The organism is Microcoleus sp. D3_18_C2 (assembly GCF_036702395.1).
In the GTDB taxonomy this organism is placed as follows: Bacteria; Cyanobacteriota; Cyanobacteriia; order Cyanobacteriales; family Microcoleaceae; genus Microcoleus.
Map to the genome: position 1 here is coordinate 119,317 of NZ_JAUBTG010000005.1, position 20,720 is coordinate 140,036.

14 protein-coding genes and 1 tRNA gene are annotated in these 20,720 nt (G+C 46.2%); 8 read left to right on the top strand and 7 right to left on the bottom strand.

The genetic code is table 11. The annotated features are described in order from the left end of the window. Positions 1 to 36: 36 nt before the first annotated feature. The 3 genes from QUA88_RS05575 to psbX form a co-directional block, all read right to left on the bottom strand. A complete protein-coding gene (locus QUA88_RS05575) occupies positions 37 to 1,161 on the bottom strand; it encodes a redoxin domain-containing protein (protein ID WP_333270701.1) in 1,125 nt (374 codons plus the stop codon). A 348-nt stretch (positions 1,162 to 1,509) separates the two neighbouring features. After that, positions 1,510 to 2,319 (bottom strand): Ycf66 family protein, encoded by an 810-nt coding sequence (locus tag QUA88_RS05580; protein WP_333051893.1) that lies wholly within the window; start codon positions 2,317 to 2,319, stop codon positions 1,510 to 1,512. Positions 2,320 to 2,600: 281 nt separating this feature from the next. Then, entirely contained in the window at positions 2,601 to 2,720 is a 120-nt protein-coding gene (gene psbX / locus QUA88_RS05585; RefSeq protein WP_333051895.1) for a photosystem II reaction center X protein, read from the bottom strand. A gap of 124 nt (positions 2,721 to 2,844) precedes the next feature. On the opposite strand from psbX, the gene QUA88_RS05590 reads away from it, so the two are divergent. After that, positions 2,845 to 3,129, top strand: a complete 285-nt coding sequence (locus QUA88_RS05590) for a YggT family protein (RefSeq protein WP_333051898.1) — start codon at positions 2,845 to 2,847, stop codon at positions 3,127 to 3,129. A 149-nt stretch (positions 3,130 to 3,278) separates the two neighbouring features. Here the strand turns inward: QUA88_RS05590 and accC are convergent, their stop codons facing one another. Next, positions 3,279 to 4,634, bottom strand: a complete 1,356-nt coding sequence (accC, locus tag QUA88_RS05595; protein ID WP_333051901.1) for an acetyl-CoA carboxylase biotin carboxylase subunit — start codon at positions 4,632 to 4,634, stop codon at positions 3,279 to 3,281. A 228-nt stretch (positions 4,635 to 4,862) separates the two neighbouring features. Here accC and QUA88_RS05600 point away from each other — a divergent pair. The 4 genes from QUA88_RS05600 (at position 4,863) to QUA88_RS05615 (ending at position 10,321) form a co-directional block, all read left to right on the top strand. Further along, a tRNA-Leu gene (locus QUA88_RS05600) sits at positions 4,863 to 4,946 on the top strand. 417 nt (positions 4,947 to 5,363) lie between these two features. Then, positions 5,364 to 5,576 carry a helix-turn-helix transcriptional regulator gene (locus QUA88_RS05605; RefSeq protein WP_333051904.1) on the top strand — a complete coding sequence of 71 codons (213 nt, stop codon included), beginning with the start codon at positions 5,364 to 5,366 and terminating at the stop codon, positions 5,574 to 5,576. A gap of 76 nt (positions 5,577 to 5,652) precedes the next feature. Continuing rightward, the gene (locus QUA88_RS05610) at positions 5,653 to 9,168 is read left to right on the top strand and encodes a sacsin N-terminal ATP-binding-like domain-containing protein (RefSeq protein WP_333051906.1); all 3,516 of its coding nucleotides are present in this window, start codon (positions 5,653 to 5,655) and stop codon (positions 9,166 to 9,168) included. Next, the gene (locus tag QUA88_RS05615; RefSeq protein ID WP_333051908.1) at positions 9,152 to 10,321 is read left to right on the top strand and encodes a hypothetical protein; all 1,170 of its coding nucleotides are present in this window, start codon (positions 9,152 to 9,154) and stop codon (positions 10,319 to 10,321) included. The genes QUA88_RS05610 and QUA88_RS05615 overlap by 17 nt, the downstream gene beginning before the upstream one ends. Before the next feature lie 178 nt (positions 10,322 to 10,499). Here the strand turns inward: QUA88_RS05615 and QUA88_RS05620 are convergent, their stop codons facing one another. From QUA88_RS05620 to QUA88_RS05630, 3 genes are all read right to left on the bottom strand, one after another. After that, positions 10,500 to 11,771 (bottom strand): FAD-dependent hydroxylase, encoded by a 1,272-nt coding sequence (locus QUA88_RS05620; protein ID WP_333270705.1) that lies wholly within the window; start codon positions 11,769 to 11,771, stop codon positions 10,500 to 10,502. Positions 11,772 to 12,189: 418 nt separating this feature from the next. Continuing rightward, the gene (locus QUA88_RS05625) at positions 12,190 to 15,696 is read right to left on the bottom strand and encodes a PAS domain S-box protein (protein WP_333051913.1); all 3,507 of its coding nucleotides are present in this window, start codon (positions 15,694 to 15,696) and stop codon (positions 12,190 to 12,192) included. A 616-nt stretch (positions 15,697 to 16,312) separates the two neighbouring features. Beyond that, a complete protein-coding gene (locus QUA88_RS05630; RefSeq protein ID WP_006634869.1) occupies positions 16,313 to 16,981 on the bottom strand; it encodes a glycoside hydrolase family 108 protein in 669 nt (222 codons plus the stop codon). A gap of 99 nt (positions 16,982 to 17,080) precedes the next feature. Here QUA88_RS05630 and QUA88_RS05635 point away from each other — a divergent pair, with 99 nt between their 5' ends. From QUA88_RS05635 to QUA88_RS05645, 3 genes are all read left to right on the top strand, one after another. Then, complete coding sequence (locus QUA88_RS05635) at positions 17,081 to 19,261, top strand: tetratricopeptide repeat protein (protein WP_333270709.1); 2,181 nt, start codon at positions 17,081 to 17,083, stop codon at positions 19,259 to 19,261. 246 nt (positions 19,262 to 19,507) lie between these two features. Next, positions 19,508 to 20,104, top strand: coding sequence for a tRNA isopentenyl-2-thiomethyl-A-37 hydroxylase MiaE (locus QUA88_RS05640; RefSeq protein WP_333051921.1), 597 nt, complete (start codon positions 19,508 to 19,510; stop codon positions 20,102 to 20,104). A gap of 91 nt (positions 20,105 to 20,195) precedes the next feature. Next, complete coding sequence (locus tag QUA88_RS05645; RefSeq protein ID WP_333051923.1) at positions 20,196 to 20,678, top strand: GNAT family N-acetyltransferase; 483 nt, start codon at positions 20,196 to 20,198, stop codon at positions 20,676 to 20,678. The last annotated feature ends 42 nt before the right edge of the window (positions 20,679 to 20,720 follow it).

A 20,720-nucleotide genomic window follows, 5' to 3' on the forward strand; every position in this document is an offset into this window, starting at 1 on the left:
ATTATTTTAGGACTTGCACCACGGTAGTGACATTCCTTACGCCGGTTCTCCAATTCGGGAATCTGAATCAGCAGCTAAATACTTAAAATTAGCTTGTCGTACCTCGGCATCCTGATTGCCGTAGAAAAAAGACAGCAAAGCAAAACGCTGGCCGCTAATCACCGGCGTCGCTTCATGCAGCAAAGAACACGAAAAAATAATCGCCGTGCCACAATCCCCTTTATAACCGTGCGGCGCGTACTCGGGAAACCGTAAAAATCCCCCCGTGTACTCTCCCACATTCAAGTTTAGCGTCATCGCAAACCTGCGGTGCACCGTAGCTTTGCTAGTGTTGTCGCGGTGCGGCAGAAAATAACCGCCGCTGTCAGCATCGTAACAGCCCACCAAATAGCGCTCAAACCTAGTGATTGTAAACTGAAAAGCTTTTTCTACTTCCGGCCGCACCCGGCGCCAAATAATCGCACTCAATCGTCGCTGTAACTTCGGGTCTTCAATAAAGAAATCTCGGCGCTTCTTGAAAGTGTCGTCGTGCAGGCCAACTGTTTTCCCGCCTATTTGCCTCATAAAGCCGGAAGGACTGCCACCGTGAGCTTTGTAGATATCGATTAAACTGTGGCAAGAGGCTTTGTCCAAAACGTTAGGAATTACCAACACCGGGGCGTGGCGAGTGGCTGCTCGGGCTTCCTCAATTGGGGGCAAAGTTTTGAGAAAATCTAATACTTGCTGGGCGTGTTGGTGCGGTTCGCCCATCGGCAAAATATTAATTACCTGAAGGTTTTCGTTGAGTACAAAAGTTTGTGGTGCATAGTGAACTCCGGCAACTCCATTTTCTTCGACATCTCGGAAAACACCGTACTGCTGGCTGACTTTTTTATCCAAGTCCCAGAAAAAAAGGAATGACGGAGCAATTGTGGTTGGTCTGTTTTGTTCTTTGTCTGCTGGGTCAACGCTCACTCCAAACCGCGGTACTTGCAAGCTTTGGAATTCCTCTGAAAGCTCTTGAAAGCTTTTGAGGATAACTTGGATTTGTTCAAAAGCTGTGCTGGCAAAGAAAAACAGCACGACTCGCCGGCCGCCAACAGTCGGGAAATGAAATAAGGGGTTATTTGTAGAAGGAACGGAAAACCAGGGAGCCGGATCTCCTATTTCGAGTAATGGCATCTTGCTGATTTAATATTTGGGATTTTATATTTAGATTATGATGCTGTCGATTAGTTCCACAGATTCGGTATATTAAAATATGTTTTGAAAAAAAATTAGCTTTTATATCATTTCCGGTAACACCGGAATGATGTTGACTGTTGACTCTAATTTACTATTCCGATGCTAACGGATTTGATATTATTTGTGTATATCTCCGTTGGTTTGGGGTTTCACCCTCGCAATTTACAGTCTTTTGAAGCACTTTAATATCTGAAGAATAAGTAGATGGGCATCAATAAACGCAACTTATTTTTTTGCCGACGGGTACGAGAAAAGTTTAGTTTCACCCATCTACTTAGTGTTTGCCTATTTGTCGAAACTGGGGGAATTATCCGGTTGGTCTTCCGGGTATTCTACAGGTCGATACTCCACGTAGTCTGACGGCGGTGCTTCCACGTCGCGGTTGCTGGGGCGAGACCTGGATGATTCCGTAGGACGGGGTTTTTTGGTTCTCGGCGGCGTATCGGAACTGCGGTTTTCCGAAGCAGGGGGGCGACTGCTGCGGCTGCGGGTCGGTCTTTCTTCGGGGTTGTCTGAAACGTCCCAGTTGTCTGACTCTTGGGCAGGCGGGGCTTCTGGGCGAGAGGGACGTTTGCGCGAGGCTCGATCGGGCGAGTCGGGCCGTCCGGTGTTAACGCTGCCGTTGCGATTCGAGGGGCGGCGGCGGGGTTCGTCGTCGTAGGCTTCCCGAGAAGAACGGTAGTCTTGGCTGCCTCTGATCCGGGGACGCTGCGGATAGTCTTCCTCTGGTTCTAGCTGTTCCATGTCGGCATCGTAGCCGTCGTAACCGTAGGCGTTGCTGACCGGTCGGTCTTCATCTACGTATTGGGCGCGACTTTTGGCTTGGGCTGTGGTCGCTCCTCGCAGCTTAATGCTTTCTGCTGCAAAAAATATGGCGGAACCAGTCAACAGAAATTGACCGAATGCCAGAATTGGGTCAAGCCGCCATCCTTGAAATAACAGAATACCGCCGCACAGCAAGCCGACTGCTGCAAAAAAAATATCGTGGTCTCGGGCTAGTTTGGGACGCCACGATCGCAGAAAATACAGTCCTGCCCCTGCTACTGCTAGGATAATCCCTAACAGGCTGCTCCAGTTCAATCCTAAATTGACCATTAGCCTATCTCCTATGTCTTTCCTATGTTAGCGAGTTAGATTTTACATCTATCATTAAGTCTGTCAGCCCGACGGTGCTTTCTGGGGCAGAGTCCGGTCAGGGTTTCAGCTTGGGAAGTCAGTATAATAATGAGTTTAACGGGAAAAAACCTCAGCTTGGCAGTCAACTGAAGGTTTTGCCTTGACAGTTGCTGGCAGCCGAGGTTTCTCGCATCGGGGAAATGCCCGACGTGTAGCCGAAAATTGACTTGCAGCGCCGGACTTAGAAACCCGCTGACTTTTTAGGTGCGCTTGATTTTGTCTTTTTGGCTGATGAAGATCAGGGCGATCGTTGCTGGAAGCACTACTACCACCACGCCCACCAGCAGGCTGTACAAAAAGTTCGCGAGAGAAGGAGTCATAGATTCCAAGCCTTTGTTACAACAATTTGATTTTTATTAATTTTATACTTTCGATCGCACCTGTGAAACGGTTAAAATTATGAATGGCAGACTTAACAAAACTTAAGATTTCGAGATAAGACCCATGACTGGTATTACCGTTGCAAGTTGGATTCTGGGCTCTGTCCTAGTCGTGATGACTTTGCTGTTTATTTTTCGGATCGTTCTGACTTGGTATCCCGAGGTGAACCTGAGCAAATTGCCGTTGAGTCTGATTGCTTGGCCCACGGAACCTTTTTTAGCCATAACTAGAAAGATTGTACCGCCGATCGGCGGGGTGGACATTACGCCGATTATTTGGGTGGGTATCTGTAGCTTGCTGCGAGAAATGATTCTCGGCCAGCAAGGGCTGCTGACAATGATGATGTAGAAGTTGGCGGTTGACTGTTGACTGTTGGGGGTTGACTGTTGACTGTTGACTGAAAGCAGGCTTGGTAAAAACCCCCGGATCGATCCGTGGGGTTGCTTTCTTCAATCTTTCAATCCAAAATCCAAAATCTAAAATCCAAAATCGATTGACTAATGACTATTTTGGTTCAAGAACTGTTCGACGAAATTCGTGTAAACTTCGCCGCTGAGAAACTCGGGGGAATCGAGGATTTTTTGGTGAAAGCCCAGGGTGGTGGGGACGCCGGTGATGGCGCATTCCCGCAATGCCCGTTTCATCCTGCGGATCGCTGTCGGTCGATCGCGCCCCCATACAATTACTTTACCGATTAAAGAATCGTAGTAAGCGGGTATTTCGTAATCGGTGTAGACGTGAGAGTCCATCCGCACGCCGGGGCCACCGGGAGGCAAATAACCGCTGATTATGCCGGGGTGGGGTCGGAAATTGCGATCGGGATCTTCGGCGTTGATGCGGCACTCGATCGCGTGGCCGTTGAGAATGACTTGGTTTTGCTTGATTTGCAGTTTTTCTCCTTGGGCGATGCGGATTTGTTCGGCTATCAAGTCGAGGCCTGTAATCATCTCGGTGACGGGATGTTCTACTTGGATGCGGGTGTTCATTTCCATGAAGTAGAACTTGCCCGATTTGTCAAGCAGAAATTCGACAGTGCCCGCACCCGTGTAGTTGATGGATTTGGCGGCGGCAATGGCGGCGTGACCCATTTGATCTCGCAGTTTCTGGCTGAGGGCGGGGCTGGGGGCTTCTTCGAGGAGTTTCTGGTGTCGGCGCTGAATCGAACAATCTCTCTCACCGAGGTGGATGACGTTACCGTAGTTGTCGGCAAGGATTTGGATTTCGATGTGCCGGGGTTTTTCGATGAATTTTTCGAGGTAAAGTCCGGGGTTGCCGAAGGCTGCGTCGGCTTCGCCTTGGGCTGCTGAGAATAGTTTGGGGAGTTCCGAGGGTTCTCTCACTAGCCTCATGCCGCGGCCTCCACCGCCGGCGGTGGCTTTGATCATCACAGGATAGCCGATGTCGCGGGCGATCGACAAAGCTTCGCGATCGTCCGCCAGCAATCCGTCGCTACCGGGAACTGTGGGGACTTTCACCCGCTGCATAGTTTCTTTGGCGGTGGATTTATCGCCCATCGCCCGCATTGCTGCCGGAGACGGCCCGATGAAGGTAATTTGATGGTCAGCGCAGATTTCGGCAAATCGGGCGTTTTCGGCGAGGAAGCCGTAACCGGGGTGAATGGCTGCGGCGTTGCGTGTCAGGGCTGCCGCGATGATGTTGGGGATGTTTAAATAGCTTTTGCTGCTGGTGGGGGGGCCGATGCAAACGGCTTCGTCTGCCAACTGGACGTGCAGGGCGTGTTTATCTACGGTGGAGTGTACGGCGACCGTGGCAATCCCCATTTCCTCGCAGGTCCGCAATATGCGGAGAGCTATTTCTCCCCGATTAGCGATTAAAATTTTCGAGAACCCCATCTTCGCTGCTTAATTCACTCAATATTCTGTACAATAATGCCTTTCGGTATGTTCTGGATAATCGTTTTCCAGAAATTGTTCACAAAAATTTATTTTACATTTTGCTGGTAGTGGTGCTATGATTGTAAATCGGCGGTGTCAAAGGGCAAGTTACGAGTTAAATGTCAGGAACCTCAACCTGTGAATCTTTAACTGGTAACGCAAAAATCCCGGAGATTGCCAGAAAGAGCGGATGTGGCGGAATTGGTATACGCGCACGCTTGAGGTGCGTGTGGCAATATGTCCTTGCGAGTTCGAGTCTCGCCATCCGCATTGAATATATAAAACAACTGTTGACGGTTTTGGCTGTCGGCAGTTGTTTTATTTTTGATGGGTGGGTGGGCAGAAACCGGGTTTTTGCGAGAATATTTGGTTACAGGCGAAGATTTGGTGAAAAACCCGGTTTCTTTGATTTGTGGGCGAGTACGGTAGGGTGCGGATTCATCAGATATCTTTAAGTGCGATCGAACTTCTGACAGATCCGCACCCTACAAAATACTGTTTAACTGTCGATCGACTATTGTGTTTGAATTAAAAACATAGATACAGCGGATTCCAGGTTTATAAAGTACACCCCAGAAACCGGGTTTCTTCTGGATTTCTCGCCAGAAACCGGTTTTATTCAAGAAACCCGGTTTCTCTGTACTTCACTTACCTGGAAAGTGCTGTAGTTATCGTTTGTCAAGTAGAATGGGGTTAGTTAGGTTCCGAATCCGAGAGTTGGCTGACGAAAAAGGATGGACGCTAAAGGATGTTGCCGATCGATCGGAGGTTCCGTACAGCACAGTCAGCCACTATGCTCGATCGGAAGGACTAGCAACGGTTGATATCACATCCATTCAAAAGATAGCTCGCACCCTCGATGTTTTGATTGAGGAGTTGATGGAAGTTGTTAAAGAATGAATTAATTTATCAGTTATAGTATGGGTAGAGAGCGAACACCCGCGCTCGCATGAAAATTCCTGCCGTCTGAACATCTATGGCTTACAGCAACAGCGAAGTTGAGGGAAAATCTTTCTATCAATCAGAACCTTTAATCGCCCGATTGAGGGGAATTATCCGAGATTATCCCGAAGGTGTGGGGATTCTCAAAGAATTAATTCAAAATGCTGACGATGCGAAAGCAGCGCGGGTAGAAATAACCCTTGATTGGCGGAACCATCACGTCAAATCATTGCCGGACGATCGCATGGTACTGCTAATGGGGCCGGCGATGTTAGTCTACAACGATAGCGTGTTTGCAGACAAAGATTTTGACAGCATTCGCAGCTTGGGACAAAGCGAAAAAGCGCGAGACTTGCAGAAAACGGGTAGGTTTGGTGTTGGGTTTAATGCAATTTATCACGTTACAGATTTTCCCAGTTTCGTGTCGCGCGATCGCATCATTTTTTTTGACCCTCACGGTGCAGCTATTCCCGGCACTTCTCGGCAAGAACCTGGGCGCGAGTGGAATTTGGCAGAGGCTAAATGGTACCAAAAATATCCCGATTTTATGCAAGTCTATGCAGCGGGAGGATTGCCCGTTGGAGATACAAACTTTCAAGGTACTCTATTTCGGCTGCCTCTGCGAACAACGGAAAGCGCAAAAAATAGCGAGATTCGCAAACAAGCTTTTACTGAATCAAACGTCAAGGAACTCCTAGACGAACTGAGACAGTCGGGTGAAGAACTTTTGCTATTTTTGAAATCTGTTCAGGAAATTAGAGTATACGAAATTCCTGCAAACAGTCAAGGAACTAGGCAAGAAATTCTAGCGATTGTTACCAAAAATCCGCAAGAAGTCCGCTCGGCGCGACAAAAAATCCTTGATGCAATTCCCGATAACCCCGACAAGTTGCTGGAATTGTGCCACCGCAATCATGACGGTTTAGTCTCAGTTTCTTACCGCCACGAGATAGAAACGATTAGTTGCGATCGTACTATCAAGTCAACTTGGAGAATAGTCAGTTTAATTCGCACAGACGAAGGCGGCGAATTGGCAAAAGTCATAGAAGCAATGCACCAAAGCCAAGAAAAAGTCGTGCCTTGGGCCGGTGCGGCTGCTAGAATTAATGCTGCCAGTACAGAGGGAAATCTGGCGCCTGTTTCGGGCAAAGTTTACTGTTTTTTGCCGCTTCCTCTCGAAACTGGTTGGCAGGTTCACATCAACGGTTTTTTCAACTTAAATAGTTCGCGGGATAATCTCAGTAGCGACAGCGGACAAACGGGAAAAGATAAGCCTAGAGCTATTTGGAATGGGCTACTAGCGCGCCACGTTTTGTCTCATGCTTGTGCTAACTTAATTGTCGATTTAGTGCAAGATATCGGAGTATTTGAATCAGATAAATTTTACCAAATTTGGCCGATTAGCAAAATTACTGCCAGCAAAGCTCTGGAAGAATTGCAGGGATTTGTGATGCAGTTATTGTACCACAAACCAGTTGTGCGATCGGCTGTCAAACAAATTGTATATGAGGGTAAAATTACCGGAGCAGTAATGTCACAGACAAGATGGGTGACACCTCCGACAGTCAAAAATTTACCATCTAAAAAGTGTTGGGACGAGTTATTAGCACCGCTGTGTGCCGATAATATCGATCTTCCAAATCCGCCATTGCCCGATTCGATTTTAACAGCTTTTAAAGATGCAGGTTTGCCTTTACCAACCTTCACTGCTGCCAACTTGCGAAAGCATTTAATCGAAAATAAATCCCTAGGGATTGCGCTGTCGGATGCACCGAAAGCAAGCCTGCGAAATCGGCAGTGGATTGGGAATATGCTGCGATATTGTCTCAGCGACAATTGTCAAGATTTGCGCGGTTTGCCACTTGCTATTCTGGCTGACAATACTTTGCAGGTATTTGGGTATAATGCGATCGGCACTATCTACATTGCAGATGAGGCGCAGAGGGAAATATTTGTCAGTTATCCCGAATGGTTTCTCCACCAAGATTTAACTAAATTATTGCCTGCATACAATCTAAAGGGCATCTCAGCCATGACTGCTGCGGAAGTAGCCAAGCAATTGGTTAAGTTGGTGGATTCAACTGCGTCAGAAATTGATTGGAATCCCGATGCAACGCATCCTCCTAATGCAGAATGGTTGACTCTAGTTTATGATTATTTTTACAAGATAAATCCGAGACATCTGTCGCAAGAAACAGTCGATGCCTTGACAAAAGTGCCACTGGTTCCGGGAAGTAATGGCAAGCTTTACAAAGCGAAAATTGCTGACACTCCTTTGTTGCGCGGGGATCGAATTGAGGCGGAAACAATTGCGGCGGTAGAATATTTTGGGGCAACACTTGTCAAAGCACCGGCAAAACTTGAGGGTGCGATCGCACAATTTGCCGATCGCCACAAAAATCAGTTAGTCTATTGTATCACGGGCCCGGATATCCTAGACATAGTATATTCGCGGTGCGATCGAGGTTTGCCACCTTACAACGAAAAGCATTATACATATCTGCTGAATTTCCTGGCAAGTCGAGAGCAAATAAATTACGATGAAAACCGGAAAAAGAAGCTGCGCCAACTGCCAATTTATCCAACAACTTCCGGCGAAATAGTTGACCTCTACAGTGAAAATGTCTACCTTCCGGGCGACGGATATGAACCGCCAGAAATTGCAGGTAGTTTGCGCCTTTTACGCTTAGGACAAAAACGAGAATGGCTGCCACTTTTCCAACTTTTGCAAGTACCAATACTCAACCGCGCCCGACTAATTCGTGACTGTTTGTTGCCAGAGTATGCCTCCTTTTCCCCAGAAGAACAGTTAATCGCACTAACTTGGATTAGGGATAACTTGACTAAAGCTAGCAAAGAGTTAGAAAATGCAGGAGAGAATGCTTTCGGATTCCAGGAAGAGCTTAAAAAGGCACGTCTGGTACGCTGTAGTGACAGGAGATTGAGAGCTGCCCAATTGATTTATAATCCTTTTAGTGAGGTAGTCCGAAACATTATCGGGAATGTAGCAGTGATTCCAGACATGGAATTTTACTCGCAGAATTCTGAAATTTGGCTGAAATTTTTCTCAGAGTTAGGAATGAGGCAAAATCCCGATGCTGATGACATTTTAGCCTGCGTTGACAATCTCATTCAAAGGGCAAATCGAGCGGGTGCAGAGGCTGTAGCCGATAGCTGCATTGCTATTTTTAACTACATCGTTGACAACTGGGATGCGATCAAAAATATCAGACTTGCCAACAGCAACAAGACACTACCAGAAGCACTTGTAGATAAACCTTGGCTTCCTGTCGAGGGAAATCCTCAAAAGTTAAGCCAATATTTCGGTGCTGCAAAACCTGAACCTAGATTGTACCGCGCTAAAGACTTGTGTTTCATTCAAGATGCTCCTTTAGTCGCCAGCCAAAAGTTTATATTTGCACGTCCTCAGCGGGATTTACTGAAGGTAGAAATCAAAAAGGCACTGGGTTTTGAGCCTGTAGACCCAAATACCGTTATCGACTACTTTGATGTTATCATAAAACTTTGGGAAAATGACAGTTCAAATTAAATTATCCAACAATCAAAATACACAACTGCAATCAGTCGAGGCGATTTACAAGTATTTTTACGATACTTTGGTAAAAGGCGGTATTTCGGCAGATCAAAAGCGGCAAATTCAAGAGCGTTTTGCTCATCGTCAATGTCTGTGGGATGAGTCTACGGGTAAGTTTTGGCAGCCCAAACACGCTTTTTTAGATGATGTTGGTTTTTTCGGAAATCGACGCACAACAATACCTAGTTCTAATTCTCATTCCGAAGTTTATCAGTTATTAGGACAAAGGATCTCGCCCACTGTACAAGACTACTTAGACTTCCTGGCAGAACTAGCAGCAGAGTACGGCAATAATGCTTTAAATGAAGCGGATAAAAACTGCGCGATTCAGGTACTCTACCGCCTGGAATCTCAACAGTTATTACAAGGAGTCGCAGTTAACAATATACCGATTCTTACCGCTAACAACACGCTTTGTTTGGCGGAAAAAGTTCTCATCCCTGACGCGCATTGGCGCAAGGATTATATTGACTCTAACCGGATACTGCACGATAGAGTTTCTGTCAAATTTGCTAAATCGGTTGGCTGTCTTTCTTTGTTGAAAGATGCTAGAGAACGCCCGAAAACAGTAAAAGTCGCCCGCAATACCAAAAGCTGCGATTGGTGTCTAGAATGGCAAAATACCTTAAATTCGGCAGAATTGCGATCGGGTTTGAAGCGGTTGATTTTTCACGAGTGCGAATCGGAACCAATTTTAGATTTAATCTGGTTGACCAAAGCTCAAGTTGCAGCGGCTAGTCAAATTAATGTAGATTTATTTTTGAGCGATGAAACCTGTATTGCCACAGATATACCGGGTACTCAACACTTTGACGAATTCAATAAAATTTTTCAGATTATCAGTAGTGCTAGCAGATATATTATGCTATCGTATTTAGCAGAAAGTATTAACGCTAGGCTTGGGGAATATGCCGTTAAAAATTTGCTACCCCTCGCCAGCATTATCGATGCGGAGCCATGTAATATTCACAGTTTGCTAAACGAGTTGCGAATTAGGTCTTTACCATCGCTTGTCACCGCTACCGAGCCTGAAAATCAAGAATCTAATATTAGTAAAGCGGCGACAAATTCCAAGGGCGAGTCTTCCATTTATTGGGGCGCGTTTTGAGCGGGTTTAATATTTCACACTCTCCAGATTAGACATCGGGGAATTTTGCTAATAGTTAAACTGTACTTCTATAGGAATTACGCATAAATACTAAAGAAACCGGGTTTTTGGCAGTTTATATGGGTTTTAACGAAGTATTCTCGCAAAAACCCGGTTTCTGACCACCCGTGCGTAAGTCCTAATTTTTCGCTAATTCCGGTGGCCGGCCCATCAAGCCTGTCATCAAGCGCAAGGCTAAAAACCTCACTGGGGGAATTGTCCGCAAACACCACAATCCAAAGCGGCGAAATGCTACAATTGGTAGCCAAGTATTGGAAAATAATCTGTCTAGAAAATCGGTAAATCCTAACACGATTAAATTCTCTTTTTTCCTCCAGTTGTGATACCGTTTCAATACTCGCAAGTCGCCGATGTCTTCGCCTTTTTGGTGCGCTTGCTGCAAGATTTGGCCGATCGCCCCAGCGTCTCGAATGCCCATATTCAATCCCTGGCCGCCGACGGGATGGCAGCAGTGGGCGGCGTCGCCAATTAGTGCTAATCTGGGCAAAACGTAGCGATCGCTCTGCATTAACTGCACGGGAAACAAAAAGCGATCGCTTTCCAATTCCAAACGCCCCAACAGCCCGCCCGTGCGCTGTTCCAACAAAGTCAAAAACTCTTTTTCATCCATTTGTTGCAAAGCTTTAGCTTCCGCGTGAGGTGCTGTCCAAACTACTTGACAGCGGTTCCCCGGTAATGGTAAAACTCCCATCGGGCCGCTCGGCCAAAAGCGCTCAAAAGCGATATCATTGTGCGGTTTTTCTGCTTTAATAGTGATAGCAACGCAGGATTGCCAGTATTTCCACCCGCGAGTGCTGATGTTGGCTTCGGTGCGGATGCGCGATCGCGAACCGTCGGCGGCGACTAATAATTTGGTGCGAATTGTCCGAGTTTCGCCGTTTTGTTTGACTTCTATTTCGGCGCAATCGGTTAAATATTTTACCTCGACTACTTCCGCCGGACAAACCCAACTAAAATTCGGGTTTTTTGCCAAAGATTCTTGCAAAGCTGACAGCATGACTCCGTGCTCGCCAACGTAACCTAATGCTGCTTTTGGTACGGGCAATTTGCCAGTATTTCCCAAATCCGGGCGGTGGAATTCGACCACACCGGGATAGTCGCCGTCGCAGAGGCTAATTTGCTCGAAGGTGGTGATTTGCGGCAAGATTTGCTGCCACACGCCGATACCTTCTAAGATCATTCCTGATAGCAGGGTGATTGCATAGGCTTGTTTTTTGGCTGCTGCGGCGGCGGGGAGTTGGGTTTCAATTATTGCTATTTTCAATCCAGAATCTTTTAAGGCGCTGGCTAAGGTTGCCCCGACTATGCCCCCTCCGACGATGGCTATGTCAAAGTCGAGTGTCGGTGTTTGCGTGGAGGCTGTGGTTGGAGAAAGTTGGTTTACAGGCATTTTCAAGGGAATTTGTCAAAGTTAATTGGATTGTTACTTTTTTATTGTAAAGAATTATTTCGCTTTAGGGCGATCGAGAAAGGGAGAGTACCGGCATTCGTGAAAATCCAGGTTTTCAGACTACGATATCCAAATGCAAGCCCAGGATGCACTCGCTACCTCAGAAACCCGGTTTCTTCCTATATTTCTCGTCACTCAACGCAAAACTCGTAGAAACCGGGTTTCTAGCCCCCCCGATGGATCAGCCCTGAAACTAATGACTAATGACTCATGACTAATGACTAATGACCGAAAGCATCCAGGATACCCGCCACGTGATTCATCCGTCCAGAAATAAAAAACCTGTATCCGAGAAACTTGCCCCTCGAATTTATCTCGCGCAAGTCAATGCTAAAATCTAAAATCTAAAATCTAAAATCTAAAATAGATTGACCATTTCCTTTGTGTTTTCGGTAGCCAGCGCTGATACTTCCTGGCAAATGGGAATCTCGATGACAAACTCTGCACCTTCCCCAGGCGTGGAAATACACCGCAATTTGCCTCGGTGTTTTTCAACTATAATCTGATAGCTGATTGACAGTCCCAAGCCTGTGCCTTTGCCAACGGGTTTAGTAGTAAAAAATGGGTCGAACAACTTCCCAATAACTTCTTGATTGATTCCCATCCCGTTGTCGGCAATCCGAATTGTTACTGTCTCGGAATTCGCACTTGTGCTAATCCGAATTCGGTTGTGGCGAGCATATATTTCTTTTGAAGAATGAGTGCTGTTGTACTCTTCGAGGGCGTCGATCGCATTTACTAAAAGATTCATAAATACTTGATTGAGCTGACCTACATAGCACTCTACTTTTGGAAAATTGCTGTATTCTTTGATAATCTCAATAGCGGGACGAAGTACATTAGCTTTGATCCGGTGCTGCAAAATTAGCAAAGTGCTTTCGATTCCTTCGTGAATATCTACTCGCTTCATCTGCGATTCGTCGAGTCGGGAAAAGTTGCGTAAGGATACAACTAAGTCGCGGATGCGATCGGCTCCAACTTTCATTGATTCCAAAATCTTCGTAAAGTCTTCCATTAAGTAATCAACTTCAATATCTTCGGCTGCTTCTACAATTTCTGGGACGGGATTTGGGTATTTCTCCTGGTAAAGATGGAGCAAACTGAGTAAGTCTGTGGCGTATTGGCTGGCGTGGGTAATGTTGCCGTAGATGAAGTTAATCGGATTGTTAATTTCGTGGGCGACGCCGGCGACTAGCTGGCCGAGAGAAGAGATTTTTTCGGTTTGGATTAGTTGAGTTTGAGCTTGGTGCAACTCGTGGACAGCTTTTTCGAGCTCGGCTGCTTGCACTCGATACTGTCCCTCCGACTGCTTGAGTGCTTCCAAAACTTGGACTCGATCGCTAATATCGGTGTGAGTTCCCACCCACTCGCGAACGCTGCCGTCGGCTGCCAAAAGGGGGACGGCCCGCACCCAGAAGTGTCTGTAGCTGCCGTCTGCAGCTCGCAAGCGGTGCTCGACTTCGTAGAGACTTTTTGTTTCTATGGCGCGCTTCCAAGCTTGTATTGTGCGATCGCGATCTTCTGGGTGCACTGATTTTATCCAGTAGTCCTTGTCTTCAGAACTCAAGCCCGTATAAGCTATCCAATCAGGCTGAGGCTTGTCGAAGATTCCGCTAGCGTTTGTCGTCCAAACCATCTGTGCGGTAGCCATGGCCAGGGATCGATATCTTTCCTCGCTCAGACGCACAGCTTCTTCGGCTTGGCGGCTGGCTGTCACGTCGCGCAAAATAGTTGTGAATATGATTTCGCCTGCCACTTCGAGTTTGGAAATAGAAGCTTCGGCGGGAAATTCCGTACCGTCTTGGCGGCGGGCGAAAATTTCTTTGCGGTGGCCCATTGTTCGGGCTTGTTTAACGCCTCCGCCGAAATTGCTGACGAGGTGACTGTGAGGGGTGGCAAAAGCTTCGGGCAACAGCAGGCTCAAGGATTGCCCGACCGCCTCAGCAGCAGTCCACCCAAAAATCCGTTCTGCACCTTGGTTGAACAGGATAATTTTTTGGTCAGCATCCACAGAAATAATCGCGTCCTCGGCAATTTCTAAAATGCCGGCGAAACGAGCTTGAGACAGTTGCAGCGCTTGTTCAGCTTGTTTGCGATCGCTGATGTCGCGGGCGATCGTCGAAATGTATGCGAGTTTGCCGCCCGGTGCGGAGTGGGAGATGAGGACTTGGCTGACGGGAAGTTCGAGTCCCGATGCTGACACGAAGGCTGTTTCTCCACTCCAAAAGCCCTCGGAAACAGCGGTGGCGATCGCTTGTTTCAAATTGCTGCGGGCTGAGGCTGCCGTGAATTCTGCAACTTTTCGCTTGGATATATCTTCGTTTTCGCCGATACCCACCATTTTTCTGCCGGCTTTGTTAATGTAAATGGCGCGTCCTTCGAGGTTGTAGATACCTACAAAATCCGGGGTTGCTTCCAGAATTGCTGCTAAACTTCTGTTAGCGATTTCGGCTTGTTTGCTCTCAGTAATATCCCGCGCGATGCTAACTATGCCGCTGATCTTTCCTAAGCCGTCCCGGTAAGCACTTTTTGTAGAAAGAAATATCCTCAAATTTCCTTTGACGGGCAGCTCTTCTTCGATCGCTTCCGTTGTTCCCGCTGCCATAATTGGGCGATCGGTTTTTATAATATTTTCCGCAATTTCCGGCGGAAACAACTCGCTGTCATCTCTGCCGATAATGTCGTCTACCGACTTGCCAATTATACTGGCTCCCGCAGCATTAAGCATTAGATAGCGGCCCTGAATATCTTTGACAAATAGGGCTGCGGGCGTACTGTTGATTACTGTCATCAACAGATTGTAGTTTTTTTGAAGCGCCTGCTTTGTTGTTTGAGAGTCGAAAATTTGCTGTTGCAATTGCTCGTTGGTTATTTGCAGTTGGATAGTCCGTTTCTCAACTTGATTTTCTAAGTCTAATTTAGCTTTTCTCAGTCCCAGTTCCGCTCGATAGCGTTTCCGGTCTGCGCTGCAGAGAGTTTTGGCATTCTGCCAAATCAGAACTGTAAAAATAATCACGTTCAATACGCTTAACAGCGATATCCCTACCTCCGGCGTGTAGGCTTGTAACCGATCTCCCAATAGGATGAAATAACCCACTAAAGGTGGGATAATGATTGCCCGTGGCAACAAGCGCCGCGCCATGATGCCGCCCGCGCGATCGCTCGTCATTACTGCTATCAATCCTCGATCGGGACTGGCAAATAAAATGCCGCAGCTCAGCAACATAAATGCTGCGGATGTGTGCAAAGCCATCCCTGTATTATTGCCAATTTGGTAAAATAAAGCTTTGTCGTAGAAATAGCCTATCAAACCCGTAAATGCAATTAAAAATGCACAACAGCTTAAGATTTGAATCCGCAGGTATTTAGGCCGACGTTCTGACAGCAGCAGCAGCGCTGTTCCCAGCAATAAAAAAGCACCAGCAGTATTCGGTGCCATGCGTCCTGGTGTTCCGGTAATTGTCAATGTGTAACTTTCTTTAAATAGCAGTTGGTCCATGCCTAAGTCTAAATTAAAGCTATATTGAAGTAGGGTTAATAGGCTAATTAATATAATTAAAAATGAGGATAATAAAATCAATTTCTTATAATTTTTTTGAGGCTTTCTTGCTGTTAATTTGGTGCGCCTAGTCTGTTGGATGAATAGAGAAAACCCGCCCAAAATAAAGCATACCGCAGTATTGGCTTTCATGGTAACGAGTCCGGGCAGAATGCTTTTTAAGAGTTGCACATCGAATATCCAACCCAAAATGACTGTACAGCCGATCGCCATTACTGCAATACTCGCTTTTTTGCAAAAAGACTCGACTGCAGCCATTCGGGTTGAGGGCGTTTGCCGTTGTTGCGATCGTTCAAAAACTTCCAATTTCTCGCTCCCTCTAATTATTTGGTTTTTACGTATCAAAGGTAACAATAAACACTCTAGTGATATTGTTGCCTTAGATACAAAGCTGCTGAAGATTTGCTCAAAGCTGCTATGCATAAAATATGAATTATTTTACCTAACTTTAGATAGAGCGTCAAATGAAGGTGGAAGGCTCTTATGTAGAAGGCATTTGGGAGAATTGACTAATTTTTGTATGTGTAAATTTTAATAAAAAATTCCTTGTTCCTGGTTCGTTGTCCCTTCGATTTCGGAAATTGGCGCCCGATTCATCGGCAAGACGGAGTGTTTTTACTCAGTACATCGAGGGATAATGGTAGCGGATGAATCACTCTGCAACAAGATCGCTAGCATTGTCAATCGGCTGCTGTGGCTGTGGGAAATGCGATCGGCATAACAGATAAGACTCGGCGGTTGAAAACCGCTACTACATAAACTTTCGTCCCAGCAGAGAGGGACTAACCTGTGGAGCATTTAAACCACTAACGAAACCTGTAGGGTGCGTCGGCTCGATCGCTTCCACCGGCAAGGGAAACGCGGAGGCCCTCCTGCACCATACAATACTATTTTAAACGCTCCACAGCTTAACTGTTAACTGTTAATTCTTAATCTTGTTCACATAACCCCACAAACTGTAATCGCGACTCAGCCAACCCCGGAAAAAAGCCATTTGAGTCGGGTCTTCTTGTACCCGTTTGTAGCGGTAAATAATTCGTTCGTTAATCATTTGCAACGCGGTATTTCTATTATTCGCTCCTTTTAGCGCTTCCTTGGTGCGGGCATCAAAAACTCCCGTTTGCGGCAATCCTAATGCTTGCTGAAGAAAGGTAATAGAGTTATTAATACCGAAATTAACGGCAGTGTCAAACATGACGATCGCCAAAGCCGGCTGCATCGTGCCCGATAGGCTCGAATCCCAGTAATATTTATAAATTTCTAGGAGCTCTGCTTCCGACATCTGCGTCACGTCGAGGGGCGGAAGCCCACGACTGTAGCGGTAGGCGTTGTATTCCGTTTGCAAGACGCCCCGATAAGTTCTGCCGCCCTTATCGGCTGGGTGATTGCTGAATCCGCCCTCAAAATATAGGGTGAAATAAAGAGCAGTTTGAAATAATTTCTGCCGAAAGCTGGCTGTCTGCTGCTGCTGGGCGAAAGTCTTTTGGGCAAAGGGTAAGGGGATTGCTAAGGTTAACAAGAGTATCCCCAGCAGGAGGTTTGGTTTCCACTTGATGTTATGTTGGCGCTGTGTCGCTTGCTTGTCGCTCATAAATTCTCTGTGACGATCGCCCGTAGTTCCGCTAAAACTGCTACTCTGCAAAATAATATAGATTCAACCTTTAACTTGATAGCACAGATAGGCCGCCAAATGAATTCCGATTTTAGCAACCAATCCGAAACACCCCAATTTGAAGATGCTGCATCCCTGACAGTCGCTGCTGAAACCTATTACTCTCAAGGCAATTTAGCAGCAGCCGTCGCTGCTTGTCGCCGTGCTCTGGAATTGCAACCGGATTGGGCGGCGGCTTACGTGACAATGGGCAATGTGCAGCAAGCAAGCGGCCAAATTGAGGAAGCGATGCGGTTTTATTCCGAGGCGATCGCTCTGAATCCCGATTTTGCTGAGGCTTATGCTAATTTGGGCAGTATGCTCTACAAACAAGGACATTTGGTGGAGGCGGTTGTCAATTATGAAAAGGCGATCGAACTTAAACCGAATTTGGCTGCTGCTTACTGGAATTTGGCAGGGGCACTGAAGCAGCAGGGGCAGCAGGATGCAGCGGTAGCCTACGAGCAAAAAGCTCTCGAACTCAATCCCCACCTTGCTCAGGTAGATTTTCACTTAAATTTAGGAGATACATTAGCGCGGCAAGGGAAATTAGATGAGGCGGTGGCTGCATGGAAGCAGGCGATCGCATTTAAACCCGATTTAGCCGAAGCATACTGTCAAATTGGCCAAGTTTTGCGCCACCAGGGCAAATTTAAAGAGGCAATACCCAACCTTCAAAAAGCCCTAGAAATTAAACCGGATTTTATTTCTGCCCACCAACATTTGTGCGGCATCCTCAGAGATACTAGCGATTTAGCTGCCGCGCGGCAAGCCGTGCACCACTACAGCCAAATGTGTGCCGAAACAGATCCAATTATGACCGCGATTTACTTCATCAGCACCTATCAAGTGTCGGGATTAAATCAAATTGCGGGCGATCGATTTTTAGAGCTAGAGTCGTACTTGCAGCAAAACTTAGAAACCGCTAGCCCGGTGGAAATTAAATCGCTTTATGCAAACTTGTTATTCAGCACGCCCTATTTGCGAGATGACTTGGCGGCCAACTCAAAACTTTACAGATTAATTGCTCAAAAGTATATCGACCAATGTATTAAACCTAATTTTTCTCAACCCGCAAATTACAGTTTCAAACCAACGGTTCCATCCAGCCAGTTAAAAATCGGCTTTTTGTCCAATCACTTTAGCCGCCATTCTGTAGGTTGGTGCAGCGCTGACATCATTCGCGAATTGTCCGATATCACGCCGAATGTGTATTTGTACGCTTCCGAAAGAATTATTCCTGACGATCGAACTCAGCAATTTGAAAGTTTTGGCAAACTGACTTTTCCCACAACCTACCCGAACGGAATTGCAAACTCTGCCGAAATTATCGACCAAATTCAGCAAGATGAATTGGACGTTTTAGTTGATTTAGATTCTCTCAGCGTACCAGTTCACGCTGATATTCTCTACCAAAAACCCGCACCAGTTTGTGTTTCTTGGCTGGGATTTGACGCCCCTTACATATCGCCGGAAAATTACTTTCTTACAGACAGGCACTCGCACCCTGCAGACAGGGAAAAATATTATGACGAGCAGCTAATTAGGATGCCTGATTCCTTTGTAGCGGTGTCGGGTTTTCAGAGATATGGAGTCGATCCCGTTGCATTGAGAAGATCGCATCGGATCGGTTTGGATCAGATAGTTTACCTGTGCGTGGCTCCCGGCAGAAAATTTAATCGCGAGTTGGTAAAAGCACAAATTGCCATTCTCAAAGAAGTGCCGAACAGTATCTTAATTCACAAAGCTTTAGGCGATGCTGCGGTGTTTGAGGCTGCATATCACCAAGCTTGCGAAGCTGAGAAAGTGAGCAAGCACCGAATTAAGTTTTTGCCGAGGTTTGCTACTGAGGAAGAACACAGAATTATCTATTTGCTGGCAGATGTGTTGTTAGATTCTTATCCTTACAACGGAGGAACTCAAACTTTAGAGGCTTTGTGGTCTAATTTGCCGGTGGTGACTCGCACAGGAGAGCAATTTTTGTCGAGAATGGGTTATTCGTTTTTGCAGACTTTGGGAATTGAAACAGGTGTGGCTTTGTCTTTGTCGGAATATGTGGAAGTTGGTGTAAAATTGGGTAAAGAGCGTGAATTGAGAAATGCCATTAAATCACAGTTGGTGAAATCTAAAGATCCAGCCAATTTGTCGCCGCTGTGGAATCCGAAAAAGTTTGCGGGTGATATGTATGCGGTCTTGGAAAAATTATGTAAAATAGGATAACGCGCTAATTATAGGATAAGGTGCGTCAGGCCAAACAATCCGCAATGTGAGAAAACATCATAAGGAATGAGAATTAAATAACTTCCACAAGTTTGTGGGATGGGCCTGAAAGCCCGTCATGAGTGGACGGGCGGGACGCCCATCCCACAATAACAATTAAAATTATAAGTTATTTAATTCGCGATCCTAACCTGACGCACCCTAAAATGACTAATCTAAAGTCTAAAATCTGAAATCTAAAATGGTATGACTTCAACACTGCCAACTATTAAGTTTTTAAAACAGCCGACTTCGGAAGCTTGGGTGGAACAGGCGATCGCCCATTTGGATACAATCTTATTAGACCATTCTCACTGCGAGCGGAAAGCGGCGGGAGTAGCGTTAAATTTAATGTTTCGCTACCCAGCAAAGGAAAAATTGGTGAGGATGCTAACGGGGATCGCCCGCGAAGAATTAGAGCATTTCGAGCAAGTCAACCAGCGGTTAGAACAGCGCAGCATTGCTTTGGGCCCTTTGGCTGCACCTCCCTATGGTGCCGGTTTGTCCGCCCAAATTCGCAAGCAGGAACCGGAGAGACTTTTGGATTCTTTGTTGGTTTCTGGTTTGATAGAAGCGCGCAGTCACGAACGGTTGGGGCTGCTGGGCGATCGCTGTCCCGACGCCCAATTAGCTAAGTTTTACCGCAGTTTGATGGCTTCGGAGGCGCGCCATTACGGGGTATATTGGATTTTAGCAACAACTTATTTCGATCGGGATATTGTGATGCAGAGGTTGGAGGAATTATCATTAGTAGAGAGCGAGTTGCTCGCAAGTCTTCATCCCGAACCGAGAATTCACAGTTAAAAGCTAGGTGCATTTAAAAACTGTAAAACACAAAAAATGAGTAAGTTTACAGTTGCTAAAGTCAAAAAATAAATATACGTTGCAATAACCAATGAAAACCCAACATCTGGATTTTTTAATTCGTTCATGGGAAACCCGCGATCGCGCTGAGGCGTTCTATTTAATTAGGGATGTTTTAGCAGAGTACGGTTTAAAATGCGAACCTCACGGGGCAGATCGAGATGTCTATGATGTAGAACTACATTATCATAATCAAGGTGGCGAATTTTGGGTAGTTGAGCGGCAGGATAAAATAGTCGGTACGGCGGCTTACTATCCGATTGAGCGCGGAAATAATGCTGTGGAAATTCGCAAAATGTATATTTTGCCAGCAGCAAGAGGACAGGGTTTGGGTAAATTTTTACTGCAAGAATTGGAAAGTAAAATTATCGCTCGCGGCTTTGATGAAATCTGGATAGAAACTGCTAGCATTCTCAAAGAAGCTGTAAAAATGTACGAAAATAGTGGATATCTACCGACAACTGGTGTGGAGACGCCAAGGTGCGATCGGGTTTACGTAAAATATCTAGGTTAGAAGCAAAGTCTAAGAAACCGGGTTTCTGAGAAAATGTCGGTT

Bases quoted from the DNA above. Each gene is read 5' to 3' on its own strand.
- QUA88_RS05635 (WP_333270709.1), top strand. From the start codon at position 17,081: ATGAATTCCGATTTTAGCAACCAATCCGAAACACCCCAATTTGAAGAT.
- QUA88_RS05605 (WP_333051904.1), top strand. From the start codon at position 5,364: ATGGGGTTAGTTAGGTTCCGAATCCGAGAGTTGGCTGACGAAAAAGGA.
- QUA88_RS05630 (WP_006634869.1), bottom strand. From the start codon at position 16,981: ATGAGCGACAAGCAAGCGACACAGCGCCAACATAACATCAAGTGGAAA.
- accC (WP_333051901.1), bottom strand. From the start codon at position 4,634: ATGGGGTTCTCGAAAATTTTAATCGCTAATCGGGGAGAAATAGCTCTC.
- psbX (WP_333051895.1), bottom strand. From the start codon at position 2,720: ATGACTCCTTCTCTCGCGAACTTTTTGTACAGCCTGCTGGTGGGCGTG.
- QUA88_RS05610 (WP_333051906.1), top strand. From the start codon at position 5,653: ATGGCTTACAGCAACAGCGAAGTTGAGGGAAAATCTTTCTATCAATCA.
- QUA88_RS05580 (WP_333051893.1), bottom strand. From the start codon at position 2,319: ATGGTCAATTTAGGATTGAACTGGAGCAGCCTGTTAGGGATTATCCTA.
- QUA88_RS05640 (WP_333051921.1), top strand. From the start codon at position 19,508: ATGACTTCAACACTGCCAACTATTAAGTTTTTAAAACAGCCGACTTCG.
- QUA88_RS05620 (WP_333270705.1), bottom strand. From the start codon at position 11,771: ATGCCTGTAAACCAACTTTCTCCAACCACAGCCTCCACGCAAACACCG.
- QUA88_RS05575 (WP_333270701.1), bottom strand. From the start codon at position 1,161: ATGCCATTACTCGAAATAGGAGATCCGGCTCCCTGGTTTTCCGTTCCT.
- QUA88_RS05645 (WP_333051923.1), top strand. From the start codon at position 20,196: ATGAAAACCCAACATCTGGATTTTTTAATTCGTTCATGGGAAACCCGC.
- QUA88_RS05615 (WP_333051908.1), top strand. From the start codon at position 9,152: ATGACAGTTCAAATTAAATTATCCAACAATCAAAATACACAACTGCAA.
- QUA88_RS05590 (WP_333051898.1), top strand. From the start codon at position 2,845: ATGACTGGTATTACCGTTGCAAGTTGGATTCTGGGCTCTGTCCTAGTC.